The organism is Streptococcus sp. 27098_8_82 (assembly GCF_041431615.1).
Lineage (GTDB): Bacteria > Bacillota > Bacilli > Lactobacillales > Streptococcaceae > Streptococcus > Streptococcus sanguinis_K.
This window is the reverse complement of the sequence record NZ_JAPVYB010000001.1, coordinates 599172-615252: the sequence shown is the minus strand read 5'-3', so window position 1 is coordinate 615252 and position 16081 is coordinate 599172. Positions and strand designations below refer to the sequence as shown.

Genomic DNA, 16081 nt, shown 5'->3' with positions numbered 1-16081 from the left:
AACTATTTTTTGATAGATGTCAACTGCTAACTTTTCTTATAGGAAAACTTGTTTTAAAAATCAAACTCAGAAAGAACGTCAGAGCCTGATGTAATGCACTTTGCCCCCTCTTGAATCAAATGATGGCAACCGTCAGATTTTCCATCTAAAATTGACCCCGGGATAGCAAAGACATCCCGCCCTTCTTCCATTGCTCGCTCACAGGTAATCAGGCTGCCTGAGCGCATCTTAGCTTCTGCCACGATGACGCCTCGACAGAGACCAGCGATGATACGATTCCGCTCTGGAAAATGAAATTTCAAGGGCTGTTCACCTGGACCATACTCTGTCAGCAATAAATGATTTTTGCCAATGTAAGCTTGTAATTTTTTGTTGGCCTTGGGATAAAAAACATCTAATCCAGTACCAATGACAGCAATCGTCTGACCTCCGTTTTGCAGGGCAGCCATATGGGCCGCCGTATCTACTCCACGAGCTAGGCCGCTGACGATAACCAATTCATTATTTAGCTCTTTGATAATCTTTTTTACTGAGGCATTTCCTTGCTTGCTGCTGTCTCTACTGCCAACGACCGCAGCTTTGGGCAATTCTAGTAGATTTAGATTTCCCTGATAAAATAACAAAGTCGGGGCATCGTAAATTTCACATAAATCCCAAGGATAAATATCATCCAAGATAGAAAAGGACGGAAAAAGTTCAAATTCTTCCTTCAAAGCTGGTAAATCAAGCCTCTTGTATTTCTCTATAAAGAGTGCAGGATTGCGGCACTCAGATACGACAGCCTTATCTCGCAGAGAAAGCTTGCCATCTTTACTCTCGGCGTATCTCAAAACATTTAAAACCTGATGATTAGTCAAACCAGCTTTTTTCATTTTATAAATCTCAAAATTATTCATTTTTTCACCTCACTTTCTTATTCGTAAAAAAGTTCAAAAAAAGAACTGCAATACAGTTCCTTCTTTACGATTCTATTAAATTTGATGTTGTCAATAGCTGGTTTCTATGCCTATCGCCTTTAACACATCTTTTATTCTTTATGAACAGGGATTTCCTTAATAATCTTAGCAGGATTGCCAGCCAAGACTACATTATCACCAAAAGACTTGGTCACAACCGCTCCTGCTCCGACTACCACATTATCTCCTAGTGTCACGCCTGGCAGAATTGTCACACCTCCGCCAGCCCAAAAGTTATTACCAATAGTGATTGGGGCTCCGTACTCAATTCCGGAATTTCTTTCCACTGGATCAAGCGGATGAAGAGGTGTCAGAAACTGGCAATTTGGACCGAGCATAGCATTGTCTCCGATGCGAATAGGGCAAACGTCCAGCATAGTTAGGTTCCAGTTAGAACAAAAATTTTCTCCTAAATGAATGTTAATTCCGTAGTCGCAAACCAAATCTGGCTTCATAGCAAGATTCTCCCCTGTACTGCCAAACCATTCTTTGATAATAGCACTTCTCTTGTCGCTGTCTTGCTCTTTGTTAAAACGATATTGAAATTCTTTGGATCGGGCTCTAATTTTTCTTAAATCTTCGTCTTGTGGTCGGTAAATCTCTCCAGCAATCATTTTTTCGTATTCGCTTTGCATGTCATCCTCCTTTTCATGCGTGACAAATGGATGGTCAGGTAAAGTTGTTCATCCTCTGATATTTGGTAATTTCTGGTTTGCTTTAAAAATTCAGCAATCTTCCTAGTGGTTTCATAGGCCAAGGGATACTTACATTTAAGTAAGTCAAACATCTCATTGTCCTCTAGGTCACGGTGGCCTCTATCAGTCAGGACTCGCTCACAGAAAAATTTTAGATGGGTCATGAAGCGCTCGAGGTAGATGTCTTCCTCGTCTAAAGAAATTTCCAAACTGTACTTGACAATGGTCATGATTTCCTCCATCATCATAGTCAAATCACGCGCAGCACCGTCGCCATTTTCCAGCTCTGCATTGACCAAGGTCAGCGCCATAATGCTGCTTCATCATCTGGAAGTTCCTTGCTGACATATGCGCTCAAAAGCTGTTTTGCAAACTGACCAACCTCAAACTCGATAGGAAAAAAGCGTTTAATATCCCATATGAGGAAATTCTTGAGATAAATACCATCTTCCAAGCGCAGCAAGACTCCGTGGATATGATCTGCCATCGCCAGAAAAGCACTGTCTTTGAGCTTCTTCTGCAGTTTCTCCTTTGCGAAAGAAATAATCTTATCTGACATTTCCATGACCTCTGCTGGCAACTCCATCAGAAGCTGTCGTCTATTTTCTGACAAGACATACTTTTTCTCAATCAGCTCATCTGGAATCTCCTGGCCAACTTTTCGACCAAAGGCCAGTCCTCGTCCCATGAGAATAACTTCTTCTTGGTTTTCTTCAGAAATCACCACATTATTGTTTAAGATTTTACTGATAAGCATGCCTCACCTCTTCGTGCCTATTCATACATGGATTTTATTGGTTCAAATGTCTTGCGATGAATAGGAGTTACGCCGTTTCGTTCCAATCCTTGCAAATGACTTTTAGTCCCATAACCGGCATTTTGCGCAAAATCATAGCCAGGAAATTCCTTGTCGTAGTCTGTCATCAGCTTATCCCGAGTAACCTTCGCTACAATACTGGCCGCTGCAATAGACAGAGAGTTAGCATCACCTTTGATGATGGACTCTTGCGGAATCTCAACATCCAGTTTCATGGCATCAATCAGCAGATAATCCGGCTTGAGACTCAATTTAGACAAAGCCTCTTTCATAGCAAGCTTGGTCGCTTCGTAGATATTGACTTGATCAATAATCTCATTGTCCATCAGGCCAATACCGACCGCCAAAGCTTTATCTAGAACTGCCTGATAGATTTCTTGATGTTTTTTCTTGGGAATTTTTTTACTATCGTTGAGCCCTTTAATTTTACATCCTGGAGGTAAGATAACAGCTGCAGCGACAACTGGTCCAGCTAGAGGACCGCGGCCGACTTCATCAATTCCAGCTATTGCTTGGTAGCCGGCTTTATAAAGCTCTTTTTCATACCGTAACATCTGCTCCAGACGCAGTTCCTCGTCTAACTCTGCTTGAATAGCTCTTTTACGCTTTTCAATCGCCTTTTGAACTCCACTGCGCGAATCATTAGCTGCTTCTGCCAGAAAAGGATCAGCCAAATCAGTCACTAACTCTAAACGTTGCTGGATTTCTTTAATCGTTGCCATCTAGTTCACCAACCATATCCAAGCAATAACGGCCTAGCTTGCCATCACGGACTTCTTTGACAAAAAGGCTGTAAAAACGGTCATAGTCGTCGCGGAAGCCAAGTTTTTGGGTCATATCCATAATCATGTCAGGCGATTCCTGGCTTAGATCCAGCTGCTTGAAGCGTGCTGTCAGCTCCTCAGGATAATGCTCCTTAAAATAATTGAGACCAAAAATCGTCACCTCATCCATAGGCAGCAGATTATCCTTAATAGCACCAGTCAGAGCAAGCTTGAGAGCAACCGTCTCATCTTCAAACTTAGGCCAGAGAATCCCTGGTGTATCCAAGATTTCCAAGTCTTTATTTGATTTGAGCCATTGTTGACCCTTGGTCACACCTGGCTTATTCCCTACAACAGCGATTTTCTTACCAGCCAAGCGATTCATGAGGGTCGATTTGCCAGCATTGGGAATACCGATTATCATGGTACGCAAGGTTTCGATGCGAATTCCTCTTTCTTTCTGTCGCGCCAATTTGTCAGCCATAAGCTTTTTAGCTGCGTCTGTCACTTTTTTTACAGCAGATTGCTCTTTGGAATTAATAGATAAGGTCGGAATCCCCTGGCTTTCAAAATAGTTCTGCCATTCCTTGATACGAACAGGATCTGCCAAATCTGCCTTGTTTAAAATCAAAAGCTTGGGCTTATCCCCCACAATCTTAGTCAGCATAGGATTTTGACTGGATAAAGGAAGTCTCGCATCAACCAATATCGTCACAAAATCAACAAACTTAATATTTTCCTGTACCTGTCTCCGTGCCTTGGACATATGCCCCGGAAACCATTGAATCGTTGCCATAATTTATCCTTTCAACGAATATATTGATAAAATTTTATTTCTTTAACTATTTTAACATATTTCTGGGATTTAAGCGGATGAATCCTAAAGTGATACTCTCTACCTCAAGAGCAAAAAAAAAGCCCTAACGGGCTTTCTGATTTTATCTCACTTGCTCAAAATGCAGATGCACAGCTATATGATCTCCATAGCCGTTTCGCTCTAAATCGCGCTGCAAGCGATAAGAAATATAATGCTCTGCAATAGTAATATAACCTGCACCCAAGAGGCGGCTTTCAACCATGGACTGAATCATGCTAATCGTCGCACGCTCAACCTTAGCTTCTTCCAAATCCAGAACCACTTTCTTTGTAACCTGCGCTAAATTCTGACGCAAATCATCTGTCAACACATAGACAGTCTGAGCTGCCTTTAAAACTGCTTGATAGATTTTATCTGGGTCAAATTCTACAACCTCACCGCTCCGTTTAATAACTTGCATAAAAAACTCCTTTTATATTATATATTTCTAATCTAATGTAAGTCTCTAACATGACTGCTGCCAATCCAATTATCTATAAGCCTGCTCAAAAGGAAATCTCAAAGCCAGACCATACCTTGATATTATATAATTTTTTCCAATATTTTTCAAAGGAAGCTCTCTTTTTTATATGCTCTTCAAAAACTATCAGATTCTGAATTCACTTTTCAGTTTAAGTCAATACAACTAAAATAACAAGCCAAACACTATGTATCGGATTTCTCTAATGTTATGTCCTGTCTTTTATAACGATAGTGCATTTTCCAGTGATTTTCAGACAATTCTTCTAAACTCAATGTTTTGTTAATAGCCTTAAAGGACAATTTTTCTTCTTCAACTCTCTTTAAGAGCTCAACTAATAACTCTCCTCCAGCGTTCAGAGAAATTAAACTATCATCTTCACTATCATATTGAAGTAGAATTTTCTTTGTTGGTTTGTGAATGATGTTATAAAGATTGAAAACTTTATCAATTTCAAAATTTTTCTCTTTGTCAGCCACCATTGACAAACTGTGCAGCTCCAACTGACCGATTTTAAAAGCTCCAAAGAGACTGAAAACTATCCCTAACGCAGCAAGTGTTTCCCAGATGAAAGAGAAAAGTTTCAAATCCCAGTCCGTTATCAGTATTAGAAGTAAATAAATAATTCCTAAAACAGATCCAAGTAAAATCAATCCTGAACCATAGCAACCTGCCTTATCACCAGTTCGGATAACTGGCTTATCATAAACTTTTTTTCCCTCAAGTTTTTCCAGTCTATGCTTAGCCTTATACTCCTCAATTCGTTCACTATGTTTTTCTGACACAAATTTCAATTCTTTCTTTATTATTTTTATTATGTCAATCCTAAAACTGCTTCTATAAATCAATAATCCGGTCTCAGGACGCCTTTAACCGTCTCTTTGGTTGCTTGGTAGTCGCCATCAACCACGACCTTGATAATGCGTTTGGCATCTTCTTCAGGTGCAGGCACAAGTGGTAAGCGGGTTGGCCCAGCTGCAAATCCTAAGTAATTAAGGACTGCTTTGACTGGGGCAGGGCTTGGGTATGAGAAAAGGGCATTGACTTTAGGAATGAATTTCCGTTGGATAGCTGCTGCTTTTTTGATGTCATTGTGTTCAATAGCGTCCAACATTTCAAACATTTCATCACCGTTTGTGTGAGAAGCAACTGAAATAACTCCATCAGCCCCCAGATTCATAGCATGAAAGGCATCGCCATCCTCACCAGTGTAAATCAGAAACTCCTCTGGACGATGTTCGATCAGATAGGCCATATTCGCCAGACTGGTACATTCTTTAACACCGATAATGTTTGGATGTTCTGCCAACCTCAGCATGGTATCAGGCGTCATCTCAACCACTACCCGGCCAGGTATATTGTAGATAATGATTGGCAGGTTTGAAGCATCCGCAATGGCTTTAAAATGCTGATACATGCCTTCCTGAGAAGGTTTGTTATAATAGGGTACGATGGCCAAACCAGCTGCAAAACCACCAAATTCATCTACTTCTTTGACGAATTCGATAGAGTCGCGCGTTTCATTGGTACCGACACCGGCTATCAAAGGAACGCGCCCCTTGACAACCTTTTGAACTGCCGCAAATAGCTCCAACTCTTCATCGTGTGTCAGGGTTGGACTTTCAGCAGTCGTTCCAGCCAGCAAAATCCCATCCGTATGATGCGCCAAAAGGTGCTCAATCAAGTCTGGAATAGCTTCAAAATTGATGGAACCATCTTCATGAAAAGGAGTAATAAAAGCTGTGATGATTTTACAGTTTTTCAGATCCGCATACGCCATAAACTTACCTCTCTTTATTATACGAAAAGAGGGTTGAAAGAACGATTATTCAACCCTGTACTGTCAAGTTTCCTTGGTCACTTTATTTTAATTCAAAAACTACTTCTGCTGTCGGACGAACTAAACCACGCTCATGCAGTGTCTCTGCGATTTGAACAGAATTCCAAGCTGCCCCCTTAAGAAGATTGTCTGAAACAACCCACATATGAATTCCTTTTTCTGCATCTAGATCCTTACGAATTCGGCCAACAAAGGTTTCTTTCTTACCAACCGCATTGATTGCTTGCGGATAAATCTGATGAGCTACATCATCCTCCAGAACAGCACCAGGAAAGGCTGCGATTGCTGCTTTTACCTGATCAATAGGTGCTACTTCCTTAGTCTCGATGTAAACAGACTCCGAGTGGGCAGACAAAATTGGAAGACGGACACAAGTCGCAGAAACAGCAATAGAATCATCTTCCATGATTTTCTTAGTTTCCTTGGTCATCTTCATCTCTTCATAAGTGTAGTCGTTATCTGTAAAGACATCAATCTGAGGTAAGGCATTAAAGGCAATAGGATAATGCTTCTTATCACCACTACATGGCAGGATATTGGCTTCTGCGTCCTTAGGATTTACACCATCATTGAGAACAGAGCGCAATTGAGCTTGGGTTTCAAGAATGGCTCCCATACCTGCACCAGAAACAGCTTGATAGGTAGACACGATGATACGCTCCAACCCCCATTGCTGACGAATAGGCTCTAAAGCCACCATCATCTGAATTGTCGAGCAGTTAGGGCAAGCGATAATTCCCTTGTGCTGATCTAAGGCATGGGCGTTGACTTCTGGAACAACCAGAGGAACATCAGGATTTTGACGGAAATAAGAGGTGTTATCGACCACTACTGCTCCAGCTTTGACTGCGTAAGGAGCGAATTTTGCTGAGGTAGAACCACCAGCTGAAAAGAGAGCAATATCTACACCTTCAAAAGCCGTCTCAGTCGTCTCTTCGATGGTAATGTCTTGTCCTTTGAACTGGAGAACTTTACCAGCTGAACGAGCAGACGCCAGATAGCGTATTTTATCAATTGGAAGGCTAGATTCTTCCAGCATTTTAATCATTTGAGATCCAACGGCACCAGTGGCACCTACTACAGCAACTGTATATCCCATGCGATAACCTCTCTAAATTTTCAAAAAATTTTTATTGTTAGTATTATACTATTTTTAAGGAAAAATGCAAATATTTCTGAAGAATATAAGTGCGATATTTTGATAAAACACACTAACACTCATGCCTCTCTATGAGAACTTTCAAGGTTTACAGTTTTTGTTCTCACGAACAAAACTGTATCCACTGCTCTATGACTCAATTTCCTCCTGCGGACTCGTTTCGTCAAGAGCAATAGCACTCACGACGTCGACCGTCTCAGTATCAATGTCTCTAAGCTCGGCTGCGACTAATGGTCTTGCCACTCTAAGAGACATAGAAAAATCCCCAATCCGTAGACTGGGGATAAGGGCACTTTCGTGTGATCAGCAGGTTCACACAACTGATCAAAGTCCGCTCCTGCGTTATGACCTCCCATGCTTCAATTTGCAGAAAAACTGCATATCGACTCATCGCACGAAACATAGTTTACCTTATCTTTTTCCGTTTTGTCAAGGTATTTAATCTAAAATATAAACAAAAACTTGTCTATCCTTCCAATCCTGCCCTTCTTTTTGGAATTGTTTTCGTACTCCTTCAAGATAGAAATCAGCTTGCTCCAGCAATTTTTGTGAAGGGATATTCTGTAGATCAACATGTGCTTCTAAACGATGAAATCCTAGTTCGCGACTGACTTTCTTGAGTTCTTCTAACATAGCTCTGGCGTAGCCCTGACGCCAAAATTGATTATGTATCGTATAACCTATTTCCGCCCATTGGAAATTGTCTCTAGCTAGCACAAATAAATTAACCATACCAACATGTTTTCCGCTTTTTGCGTCATAAATTCCCCAAATATACTGTTGGTCTTTCTCTCGAAAATCACGGTGCTTAGCCACCAAGTCCGAAAACCAACTTTCTGTACAAATTGTCATATCTAAAAGCCCATCATCAAATAGCGATTGGGAAGGTAGTCTATTGGAAAATCCTTCCAGCCAAACCGAGAAATCCTTCTCTTCCAGATATTTTAAATAAATATGTTTCATAAATACTTACTTCCCTCTCGAATACTAAGCGCAGCCATTTCTGCCTGATGCTGCTCGATAAAATCTCTGACCCAGTCTGGATTGGTTTTTGAATAATCTCTCAGCGCCCAGCCAATGGCCTTGTTAATAAAGAATTCTGTTTTGACCAGATTATTCACTAAAATCTTCTCCAAGAGCTTTGTGTCTGTTTTCTCTTTTCGCAACAGCTGATGATCAATAGCCAAGCGCCGTAACCAAATGTCCTCATCACAACTCCAAGCTACAATAATCTCTTTGGTTTCTGGAAATCGAGCAATGATTGATCCGACCAAGCGGTCTAGAAAGTCAATCGTATCCCACCAGGATTTTGTTTGGGCCAGCTTTTTCAAACGTGGCAAGTCAGATGGAGTCAATAGTTTCTTGCGACTTTCCAGATAATCTAGCGCAGCATACTGTAATTCTCGATAAGAATTACTCCAAGCTTCATTTATAAAATCCCAGTCAATAATGGAGTCAGTCTGCCGTTTGAAAAAAGCCTTTGTGAGCTTCCGTCTGGCCGGAGTCTTGACTCATAGAAACTCAAATTTATTTTTCATATAGGCTTTCATAGTCACCGCATCATCTGGGTTAGCTACAGCTTTTAACTCTTTTTCTAATTCCTCTACATCCATAGTTTATTCCAGCAATTCACGGTCATAAATAGTGTAGTCGCAGCGGTAAATCACGAGACGTTTGCCGTCAATCAGTAATTCAGAGGTTTTAGGAGCATCGGATTTATCTAGAGAGACTCGGTCACCAGCATAGGCAGCCAACGGAGTGCCGTTTTGAGAGCGAATCAGAACAACCTTTTTCTTTCCGGTAAAGTCGTTTTTAAAAGCTGAAATCATGCGATTTAAAACAGGGAGAGAATGGCTATTCTCCTCAACATCTGCTGTTTTTTGATACTGGGCAAACACATCTTTCAAGCCTTTTTCTTCTGCAATCAAGGAAGAGCCCACATGGTCAATCTCATACTTACCCAAGGTGATTTTGAGCACAGAAGAATCTTCCTTGGAATTTCCTTCCGCATCAACTGAGTCAAACTCCTCGTTACGCGAGATGGATAGTGACTTGCCCGACATCTGGTCAATAAGCTGAGAATTTTCATCATAGGTGCGAACTGTCATCTCTAAACCAATCCATTCCTCCTTGGCATTTTTAAACCAATTTTCAACGGCCTGACAGCCGCTCAAAGTCAAAAGGGCAATGCTTAGAAGAGTTATTAATAGGTGTTTCTTTTTCATCATTTACACTCCATTTCTTTTAAAAGTTTAATTGGTCCAGCTTGCTTGTCTAAGGATTTTTGTAGCCAAACAATGTCATGCCAACGCTCGAATTTATAGCCAATTTTAGGGAAATGCGCCACCTGCTGGTAGCCCCTTTTTCGATGTAAAGCCAGGCTAGCTTCATTTGGCAGAGAAATACAGGCTAGAAAATGCATATATCCCATCTGATCTAACAAGTCTTCAAGTTCATCATAAAGCTTACTGCCAACTCCTTTTCCTCTAGCATCTTGACTGACATAGACGGACAATTCCACCGCCCAATCATAGGCGGCACGCGCATAATAAGTCGAAGCATAGGCATAACCTAAAATTAAACCGTCTTCTTCTGCTACCAGATAAGGATATTTTTCCAACGTTTTTTCAATCCTATTTGCAAAATCCTCAATGGTTGGAACTTCATATTCAAAAGTGATGGCTGTATTTTCTACATAAGGCGCATAAATAGCAAGCAAGGTTGCAGCGTCTGATGGTCTTGCTAATCTAATGTTCATATTGACTCCATATTCTATTCTCATTATTTTCACCATTATACCAAAAAAGACCCGTAAAGAGCCTTTTAAACCATGATCAAAATAGACCAATCGCTGTGCCGTCTGCCGCCACATCCATATTGAGTGCCGCAGGACGTTTCGGCAATCCTGGCATGGTCATGACATCTCCTGTCAAAGCCACGATAAAGCCCGCTCCAAGTTTTGGTACCAGTTCACGAATGGTAATTTCAAAATTTTCTGGCGCCCCCAGAGCTGCAGGATTGTCAGAGAAGCTATACTGTGTTTTGGCCATACAGATTGGTAGCTTGTCCCAGCCGTTTTTGACAATTTCGCGAATCTGAGTCTGCGCTTTTTTCTCAAAGTTCACCTTCGAACCACGATAGATTTCTCTGACAATCTTCTCGATTTTTTCCTCAATAGATAAATCATTGTCATAGAGGCGAGTGTAATGAGCAGGTTCTTCATTAATGGTTTTGACTACAGTCTCAGCCAGAGACACACCACCTTGAGCGCCATCAGCCCATACACTGGCTAGCTCAACTGGTACCTTAATTTCTGCACAAAGCTCCTTAAGAGCAGCAATTTCAGCTTCCGTGTCAGATACAAATTCATTGATGGCTACTACTGCTGGAATACCGAACTTACGGATATTTTCAACGTGACGTTTGAGATTGGCAAAGCCAGCTCGTACCGCCTCAACATTTTCTCCAGTAAGTGCATCCTTAGCCACACCACCATTCATCTTGAGGGCGCGCAAGGTTGCGACAATCACTACTGCATCTGGAGAAGTTGGTAAGTTCGGAGTTTTAATATTCAAGAATTTTTCCGCTCCAAGGTCCGCACCAAACCCTGCTTCAGTCACCGTATAATCAGCCAAGCGCAGCGCAGTGCTAGTCGCTAAAACAGAGTTACAGCCATGAGCAATATTGGCAAACGGTCCACCATGAACAAAGGCTGGTGTCCCGTAAATAGTCTGAACTAGATTTGGCTTAATCGCATCTTTCAAGACCAAAGCCAAGGCTCCTTCTACCTCAAGGTCACGAACATAGACTGGTGAGCGGTCATAGCGATAACCGATGACAATGTTAGCCAAGCGCTTTTTCAAATCTTCAATATCCGTAGCTAAGCAAAGAATCGCCATGATTTCAGATGCAACCGTAATGTCAAAACCATCTTCGCGCGGAATACCATTGACAGGACTTCCTAAGCCAACGGTCACATGGCGAAGAGCCCGGTCATTTAGGTCAACAACCCGCTTCCAGATAATACGACGCTGATCGATTCCCAGTGCATTTCCCTGATGAAGATGATTATCGATAAGAGCTGACAGGGCATTATTGGCTGTCGTGATGGCATGCATATCACCAGTAAAATGCAAGTTAATGTCTTCCATCGGTAGAACCTGCGCGTGACCGCCACCAGCAGCTCCTCCTTTAATCCCCATTACCGGCCCCAGAGATGGTTCACGAATGGCAATCATAGTCTTCTTGCCAATTTTGTTGAGCGCGTCAGCTAGTCCAATGGTAATGGTAGACTTACCTTCTCCGGCAGGTGTGGGATTGATTGCTGTTACCAAAATCAGTTTGCCAACAGGATTTTTTTCAACCTCACGAATCTTATCAAAGCTGAGCTTGGCCTTATACTTACCATATAGTTCCAAGTCATCATAGTCGATGCCGACTTTTTTCACCACATCAACAATAGGCTGCAATTCAACACTTTGAGCAATTTCAATATCTGTTTTCATCAAGAACTCCTCTATCAATTAATATAAAGATTATAACAAAAAAGAGCAAAATCTACATGATTAAGCTCTAAATAGATTTTAATGTTCGGGAAAAACAAAAAACTTGGAAATTTTTGTCCTCTAAACTATAAGATTTTAGAGTCACTTTTCCGCTGTGACACTCTGCAATTCGAATTATTTTACTAAATTTCTTTTTTCTTGTAAAATAGTGCTATGAACATATTGATTACTTCTGGCGGGACCAGCGAGAAAATCGACCGTGTCCGCTCTATTACAAATCATTCGACGGGCAGGCTAGGGAAAATTATATCTGAAAAATTCCTAGACAAAGGCGATCAGGTGACTCTGGTGACGACTCCCAAGGCTGTCCGCCCGGCAGCTCATCCCAATCTTACCATTGTCCAGATTGAAAATGTTGCAGAACTGCTTGAAAGCTTGAAGCCGCTCGTTCACACACATGATGTACTGATTCATGCAATGGCTGTTTCTGACTATACTCCCGTCTACATGACTGGTTTGGAAGCTGTAGCGGCTAGCCCTGACATGACTGAATTTCTGAATAAAACTAACTCAGAAACCAAGATTTCTTCTCAGGCTGATGTTCAAGTTCTTTTTCTCAAAAAGACACCTAAAATCATCAGTTTAGTAAAAAAATGGAATCCAGCCATTCGCTTGATTGGATTCAAACTCTTGGTCAATGTTACTAAGGAAGAGTTACTCAAGACCGCACGAGCCAGTCTTATAAAAAATCAGGCAGAAATCATTGTCGCCAATGATTTGGCAGAGATTTCTAACCAAGAGCATAGAGCCTATCTTGTCGGAAAAGAGACTGTAACTCAAGCTCAATCCAAAGAAGAAATTGCTCAGCTCCTCTACTTGCATATTCACAGTCTATAAGGAGGGAAAAGATGACACAGATTACCTTGGCTGTCAGTGGAAGTATCTCGGCCTATAAGGCTGCTGACATCACTAGCCGTCTAAAGAAAGAGAACTTTGAAGTAGCTGTCCTCATGACAAATGCAGCAACAGAATTTATCACACCGCTGACCCTGCAAGTCTTGTCGCAAAGACAAGTTGCAATCGATATTATGCAAGAACCTGACCCTAGCAAGGTCAATCACATTGATATCGCTAAAAAGTCTGACCTCTTTTTGCTGGCCCCCGCTACAGCCAATACCATCGCTAAACTAGCCAACGGCTTAGCTGACAATATGGTGACAGCTACTGCCCTGGCTCTGCCGACTCATACTAAGAAAGTTTTGGCTCCGGCTATGAACACCAAGATGTATGAAAATCCACTAACTCAGGAGAATCTAGAACGTCTTCAACGTTTCGGTTGGAAGATTATTCAGCCACGTGAAGCAGTGCTAGCCTGTGGCGACCAGGGGACAGGTGCTCTAGCTGAAGTTGATACAATTATTGATACAGTAAAGGAACTTATTTATGAAAAAACAGTCTAAAATTGCTCAAATTGCTATTTTCTTTGCCATCATGTTGGTACTGCACCTGCTCAGCTCAGTCATTTTCAACTTACTTCCAGTACCGATTAAACCTACGATTATTCACATCCCAGTGATTATCGCCAGTATCCTCTATGGCCCTAAAGTCGGAGCTGTTCTAGGCGGCCTCATGGGGTGTATCAGCGTTATTACCAATACCTTGGTGCTGCTGCCAACCAGCTATCTCTTTAGCCCTTTTGTACCAAATGGAAGCTTTTCTTCGCTTCTTGTTGCCATAGTACCTCGCATTCTCATCGGTATTACTCCTTATTTTGTATATAAAGCAATGAAAAATAAGGCTGGCTTGATTGTAGCAGGTTCCGTCGGTTCTGCTACCAATACCATCTTCGTCTTGGGCGGTATCTTCTTTCTCTTTGCAAATGTTTATCAAGGGGATATTAAAGCACTTCTAGCTGTGATTCTATCAGCGAATTCCATTGCCGAGTTAATCATTTCTGCGATTTTGACAGCAACTATCATTCCTGCGCTTGAGAAAGCCAAAAAATGATGGTGATTTAGTTTTCTGGACCAAGCCTTGCTTTGGTCTTTTTTTAATCCCACAATTCCGCTATACCATTCTGAAATCCTTGAAACAATACCTTGAAAAGTATTTCATCGTTTTCTAGGTAACCTCTTTCAAAATTAATGAAAATATGCTACAATGAAAGCGATTAAGAAAATTTAAGAGCAGGATTTTTTACTAAAATTTCCATCTCTTCATTTCAAAAATAAAGGAGACTCCACCTATGACTTATCAAGATAACTTCAAAAAATGGCTTGATTATGCTGAACTTCCTGACTATCTTCGCCAAGACTTGAACAGTATGGACGAAAAGACTAAGGAAGATGCCTTTTACACCAATCTTGAGTTTGGTACTGCTGGTATGCGTGGTTTAATTGGCGCTGGTACCAACCGTATTAATATTTATGTTGTCCGTCAGGCAACCGAAGGTTTAGCTCGCTTGATTGAAGAAAAAGGTGATGAGTTCAAAAAACGCGGTGTTGCAATTGCTTACGACTCCCGTCATTTCTCACCAGAATTTGCCTTTGAATCTGCTGCTGTTTTAGCTAAACACGGCATCAAGTCCTATGTCTTTGAAAGTCTGCGCCCAACTCCAGAACTTTCATTCGCAGTGCGCCATCTGGGAACTTTCGCTGGTATCATGATTACAGCCAGCCACAACCCTGCTCCATTTAATGGCTACAAGGTATATGGTGAAGACGGCGGACAAATGCCTCCGCATGATGCAGATGCATTGACTGACTACATCCGTGCGATTGAAAATCCTTTCGCTATCGAAGTAGCTGATGTTGAAGCCGAAAAAGCCTCTGGCTTGATTGAAGTGATTGGCGATGCTATTGATGCTGAATACCTCAAGGAAGTTAAAGATGTCAATATCAACCAAAAACTGATTGATGAATACGGTAAGGACATGAAGATTGTCTATACTCCTCTGCATGGTACTGGTGAAATGTTGGCTCGTCGCGCTTTGGCTCAAGCAGGATTTGATTCTGTTGAAGTTGTCGAAGCTCAGGCTGTAGCTGATCCAGACTTCTCTACTGTTAAGTCTCCAAACCCTGAAAGCCAAGCAGCCTTTGCCTTGGCTGAGGAATTAGGCCGTAAAGTTGGTGCAGATGTCTTGGTTGCAACTGACCCAGATGCTGACCGTGTCGGTGTTGAAGTTCTGCAAAAAGACGGCAGCTACCTCAACCTTTCTGGTAACCAAATCGGAGCCATCATGGCTAAGTACATCTTGGAAGCTCATAAGAGTGCTGGAACTCTGCCAGCAAACGCAGCTCTCTGCAAGTCTATCGTTTCTACTGACTTGGTGACTAAGATTGCTGAAAGTTATGGCGCAACCATGTTCAATGTCTTGACTGGTTTCAAATTTATCGCTGAAAAGATTCAAGAATTCGAAGAAAAGCACAACCACACCTACATGATGGGATTTGAAGAAAGCTTCGGCTATCTGATTAAGCCATTTGTACGTGATAAAGACGCTATCCAAGCTGTTTTGGTTGTAGCTGAGCTAGCTGCCTACTACCGTTCACGCGGCTTGACTCTGGCTGATGGTATTGAAGAAATCTACAAAGAGTACGGTTACTTTGCTGAAAAGACTATCTCTGTGACCTTGTCTGGTGTTGATGGAGCTGAGCAAATCAAGGCTATCATGGCTAAGTTCCGTGACAATGCTCCGAAAGAATTCAACGCTACTGCTATTTCTGTTACAGAAGACTTTAAGGCGCAGACTTCTACCGCTGTTGATGGTACTGTTACAGCTCTGACGACTCCTCCAAGCGATGTGCTAAAATACACCTTGGCTGATGCTTCTTGGATTGCTGTTCGCCCATCCGGAACAGAACCAAAAATCAAGTTCTACATTGCCGTTGTCGGTGACAGCAATGAAGACGCTCAAGCAAAAATTGCTGCTATTGAAGCAGAGATTAATGCTTTTATCAAGTAAAATAACACTATCAACCAATCAACCAGAGAATGAATTTCACATTC

17 protein-coding genes and 2 pseudogenes are annotated in these 16081 nt (G+C 41.7%); 4 read left to right on the top strand and 15 right to left on the bottom strand.

From position 1 onward, the window contains the following. Nucleotides 1-53: 53 nt before the first annotated feature. The 15 genes and pseudogenes from dprA to O3627_RS02965 all read right to left on the bottom strand — a co-directional run bounded on the left by dprA (nucleotide 54) and on the right by O3627_RS02965 (nucleotide 12073). Nucleotides 54-896: a DNA-processing protein DprA gene (gene dprA, locus O3627_RS03035; protein ID WP_371621279.1), complete on the bottom strand. Its 843-nt coding sequence runs from the start codon at nucleotides 894-896 to the stop codon at nucleotides 54-56. Between the two features lie 131 nt (nucleotides 897-1027). Beyond that, complete coding sequence (locus tag O3627_RS03030; RefSeq protein ID WP_002906554.1) at nucleotides 1028-1591, bottom strand: sugar O-acetyltransferase; 564 nt, start codon at nucleotides 1589-1591, stop codon at nucleotides 1028-1030. Continuing rightward, nucleotides 1567-2408: pseudogene (locus O3627_RS03025) on the bottom strand (PRD domain-containing protein). The gene O3627_RS03030 and the pseudogene O3627_RS03025 overlap by 25 nt, the downstream one beginning before the upstream one ends. Nucleotides 2409-2425: 17 nt before the next feature. After that, nucleotides 2426-3190 (bottom strand): ribonuclease HII, encoded by a 765-nt coding sequence (locus O3627_RS03020; RefSeq protein ID WP_371621278.1) that lies wholly within the window; start codon nucleotides 3188-3190, stop codon nucleotides 2426-2428. Beyond that, nucleotides 3177-4028, bottom strand: coding sequence for a ribosome biogenesis GTPase YlqF (gene ylqF, locus O3627_RS03015; protein ID WP_002904508.1), 852 nt, complete (start codon nucleotides 4026-4028; stop codon nucleotides 3177-3179). Before ylqF ends, O3627_RS03020 begins: the two co-directional genes overlap by 14 nt. A 142-nt stretch (nucleotides 4029-4170) precedes the next feature. Then, on the bottom strand, nucleotides 4171-4509 hold the full coding sequence (locus O3627_RS03010; protein WP_002895476.1) for an ATP cone domain-containing protein: 339 nt from the start codon (nucleotides 4507-4509) through the stop codon (nucleotides 4171-4173). Nucleotides 4510-4754: 245 nt separating this feature from the next. Continuing rightward, nucleotides 4755-5354 (bottom strand): hypothetical protein, encoded by a 600-nt coding sequence (locus tag O3627_RS03005; RefSeq protein WP_343091750.1) that lies wholly within the window; start codon nucleotides 5352-5354, stop codon nucleotides 4755-4757. Nucleotides 5355-5413: 59 nt separating this feature from the next. Next, on the bottom strand, nucleotides 5414-6349 hold the full coding sequence (dapA, locus tag O3627_RS03000; RefSeq protein WP_002897548.1) for a 4-hydroxy-tetrahydrodipicolinate synthase: 936 nt from the start codon (nucleotides 6347-6349) through the stop codon (nucleotides 5414-5416). 82 nt (nucleotides 6350-6431) lie between these two features. Beyond that, the gene (locus O3627_RS02995) at nucleotides 6432-7508 is read right to left on the bottom strand and encodes an aspartate-semialdehyde dehydrogenase (RefSeq protein ID WP_125382241.1); all 1077 of its coding nucleotides are present in this window, start codon (nucleotides 7506-7508) and stop codon (nucleotides 6432-6434) included. Between the two features lie 189 nt (nucleotides 7509-7697). Then, nucleotides 7698-7823, bottom strand: a complete 126-nt coding sequence (locus O3627_RS02990) for a hypothetical protein (RefSeq protein ID WP_260468519.1) — start codon at nucleotides 7821-7823, stop codon at nucleotides 7698-7700. 183 nt (nucleotides 7824-8006) lie between these two features. Further along, on the bottom strand, nucleotides 8007-8531 hold the full coding sequence (locus tag O3627_RS02985; protein ID WP_125382243.1) for a GNAT family N-acetyltransferase: 525 nt from the start codon (nucleotides 8529-8531) through the stop codon (nucleotides 8007-8009). Continuing rightward, nucleotides 8528-9181: pseudogene (locus O3627_RS02980) on the bottom strand (DNA alkylation repair protein). Before O3627_RS02980 ends, O3627_RS02985 begins: the two are co-directional and overlap by 4 nt. Nucleotides 9182-9184: 3 nt before the next feature. After that, complete coding sequence (locus O3627_RS02975) at nucleotides 9185-9796, bottom strand: DUF5052 family protein (RefSeq protein ID WP_125382244.1); 612 nt, start codon at nucleotides 9794-9796, stop codon at nucleotides 9185-9187. Next, nucleotides 9793-10326, bottom strand: a complete 534-nt coding sequence (locus tag O3627_RS02970) for a GNAT family N-acetyltransferase (RefSeq protein WP_221761563.1) — start codon at nucleotides 10324-10326, stop codon at nucleotides 9793-9795. Before O3627_RS02970 ends, O3627_RS02975 begins: the two co-directional genes overlap by 4 nt. A 76-nt stretch (nucleotides 10327-10402) precedes the next feature. Beyond that, nucleotides 10403-12073 (bottom strand): formate--tetrahydrofolate ligase, encoded by a 1671-nt coding sequence (locus O3627_RS02965; RefSeq protein ID WP_125382248.1) that lies wholly within the window; start codon nucleotides 12071-12073, stop codon nucleotides 10403-10405. 213 nt (nucleotides 12074-12286) lie between these two features. Between O3627_RS02965 and O3627_RS02960 the strand changes: the two genes are divergently transcribed. From O3627_RS02960 to O3627_RS02945, 4 genes are all read left to right on the top strand, one after another. Further along, nucleotides 12287-12970 carry a phosphopantothenate--cysteine ligase gene (locus O3627_RS02960; RefSeq protein ID WP_125382249.1) on the top strand — a complete coding sequence of 228 codons (684 nt, stop codon included), beginning with the start codon at nucleotides 12287-12289 and terminating at the stop codon, nucleotides 12968-12970. 11 nt (nucleotides 12971-12981) lie between these two features. Then, a complete protein-coding gene (coaC, locus tag O3627_RS02955) occupies nucleotides 12982-13533 on the top strand; it encodes a phosphopantothenoylcysteine decarboxylase (protein WP_125382251.1) in 552 nt (183 codons plus the stop codon). Further along, on the top strand, nucleotides 13517-14080 hold the full coding sequence (locus tag O3627_RS02950) for an ECF transporter S component (RefSeq protein WP_125382252.1): 564 nt from the start codon (nucleotides 13517-13519) through the stop codon (nucleotides 14078-14080). Before coaC ends, O3627_RS02950 begins: the two co-directional genes overlap by 17 nt. A gap of 238 nt (nucleotides 14081-14318) precedes the next feature. Then, nucleotides 14319-16037: a phospho-sugar mutase gene (locus O3627_RS02945; RefSeq protein WP_125382254.1), complete on the top strand. Its 1719-nt coding sequence runs from the start codon at nucleotides 14319-14321 to the stop codon at nucleotides 16035-16037. The last annotated feature ends 44 nt before the right edge of the window (nucleotides 16038-16081 follow it).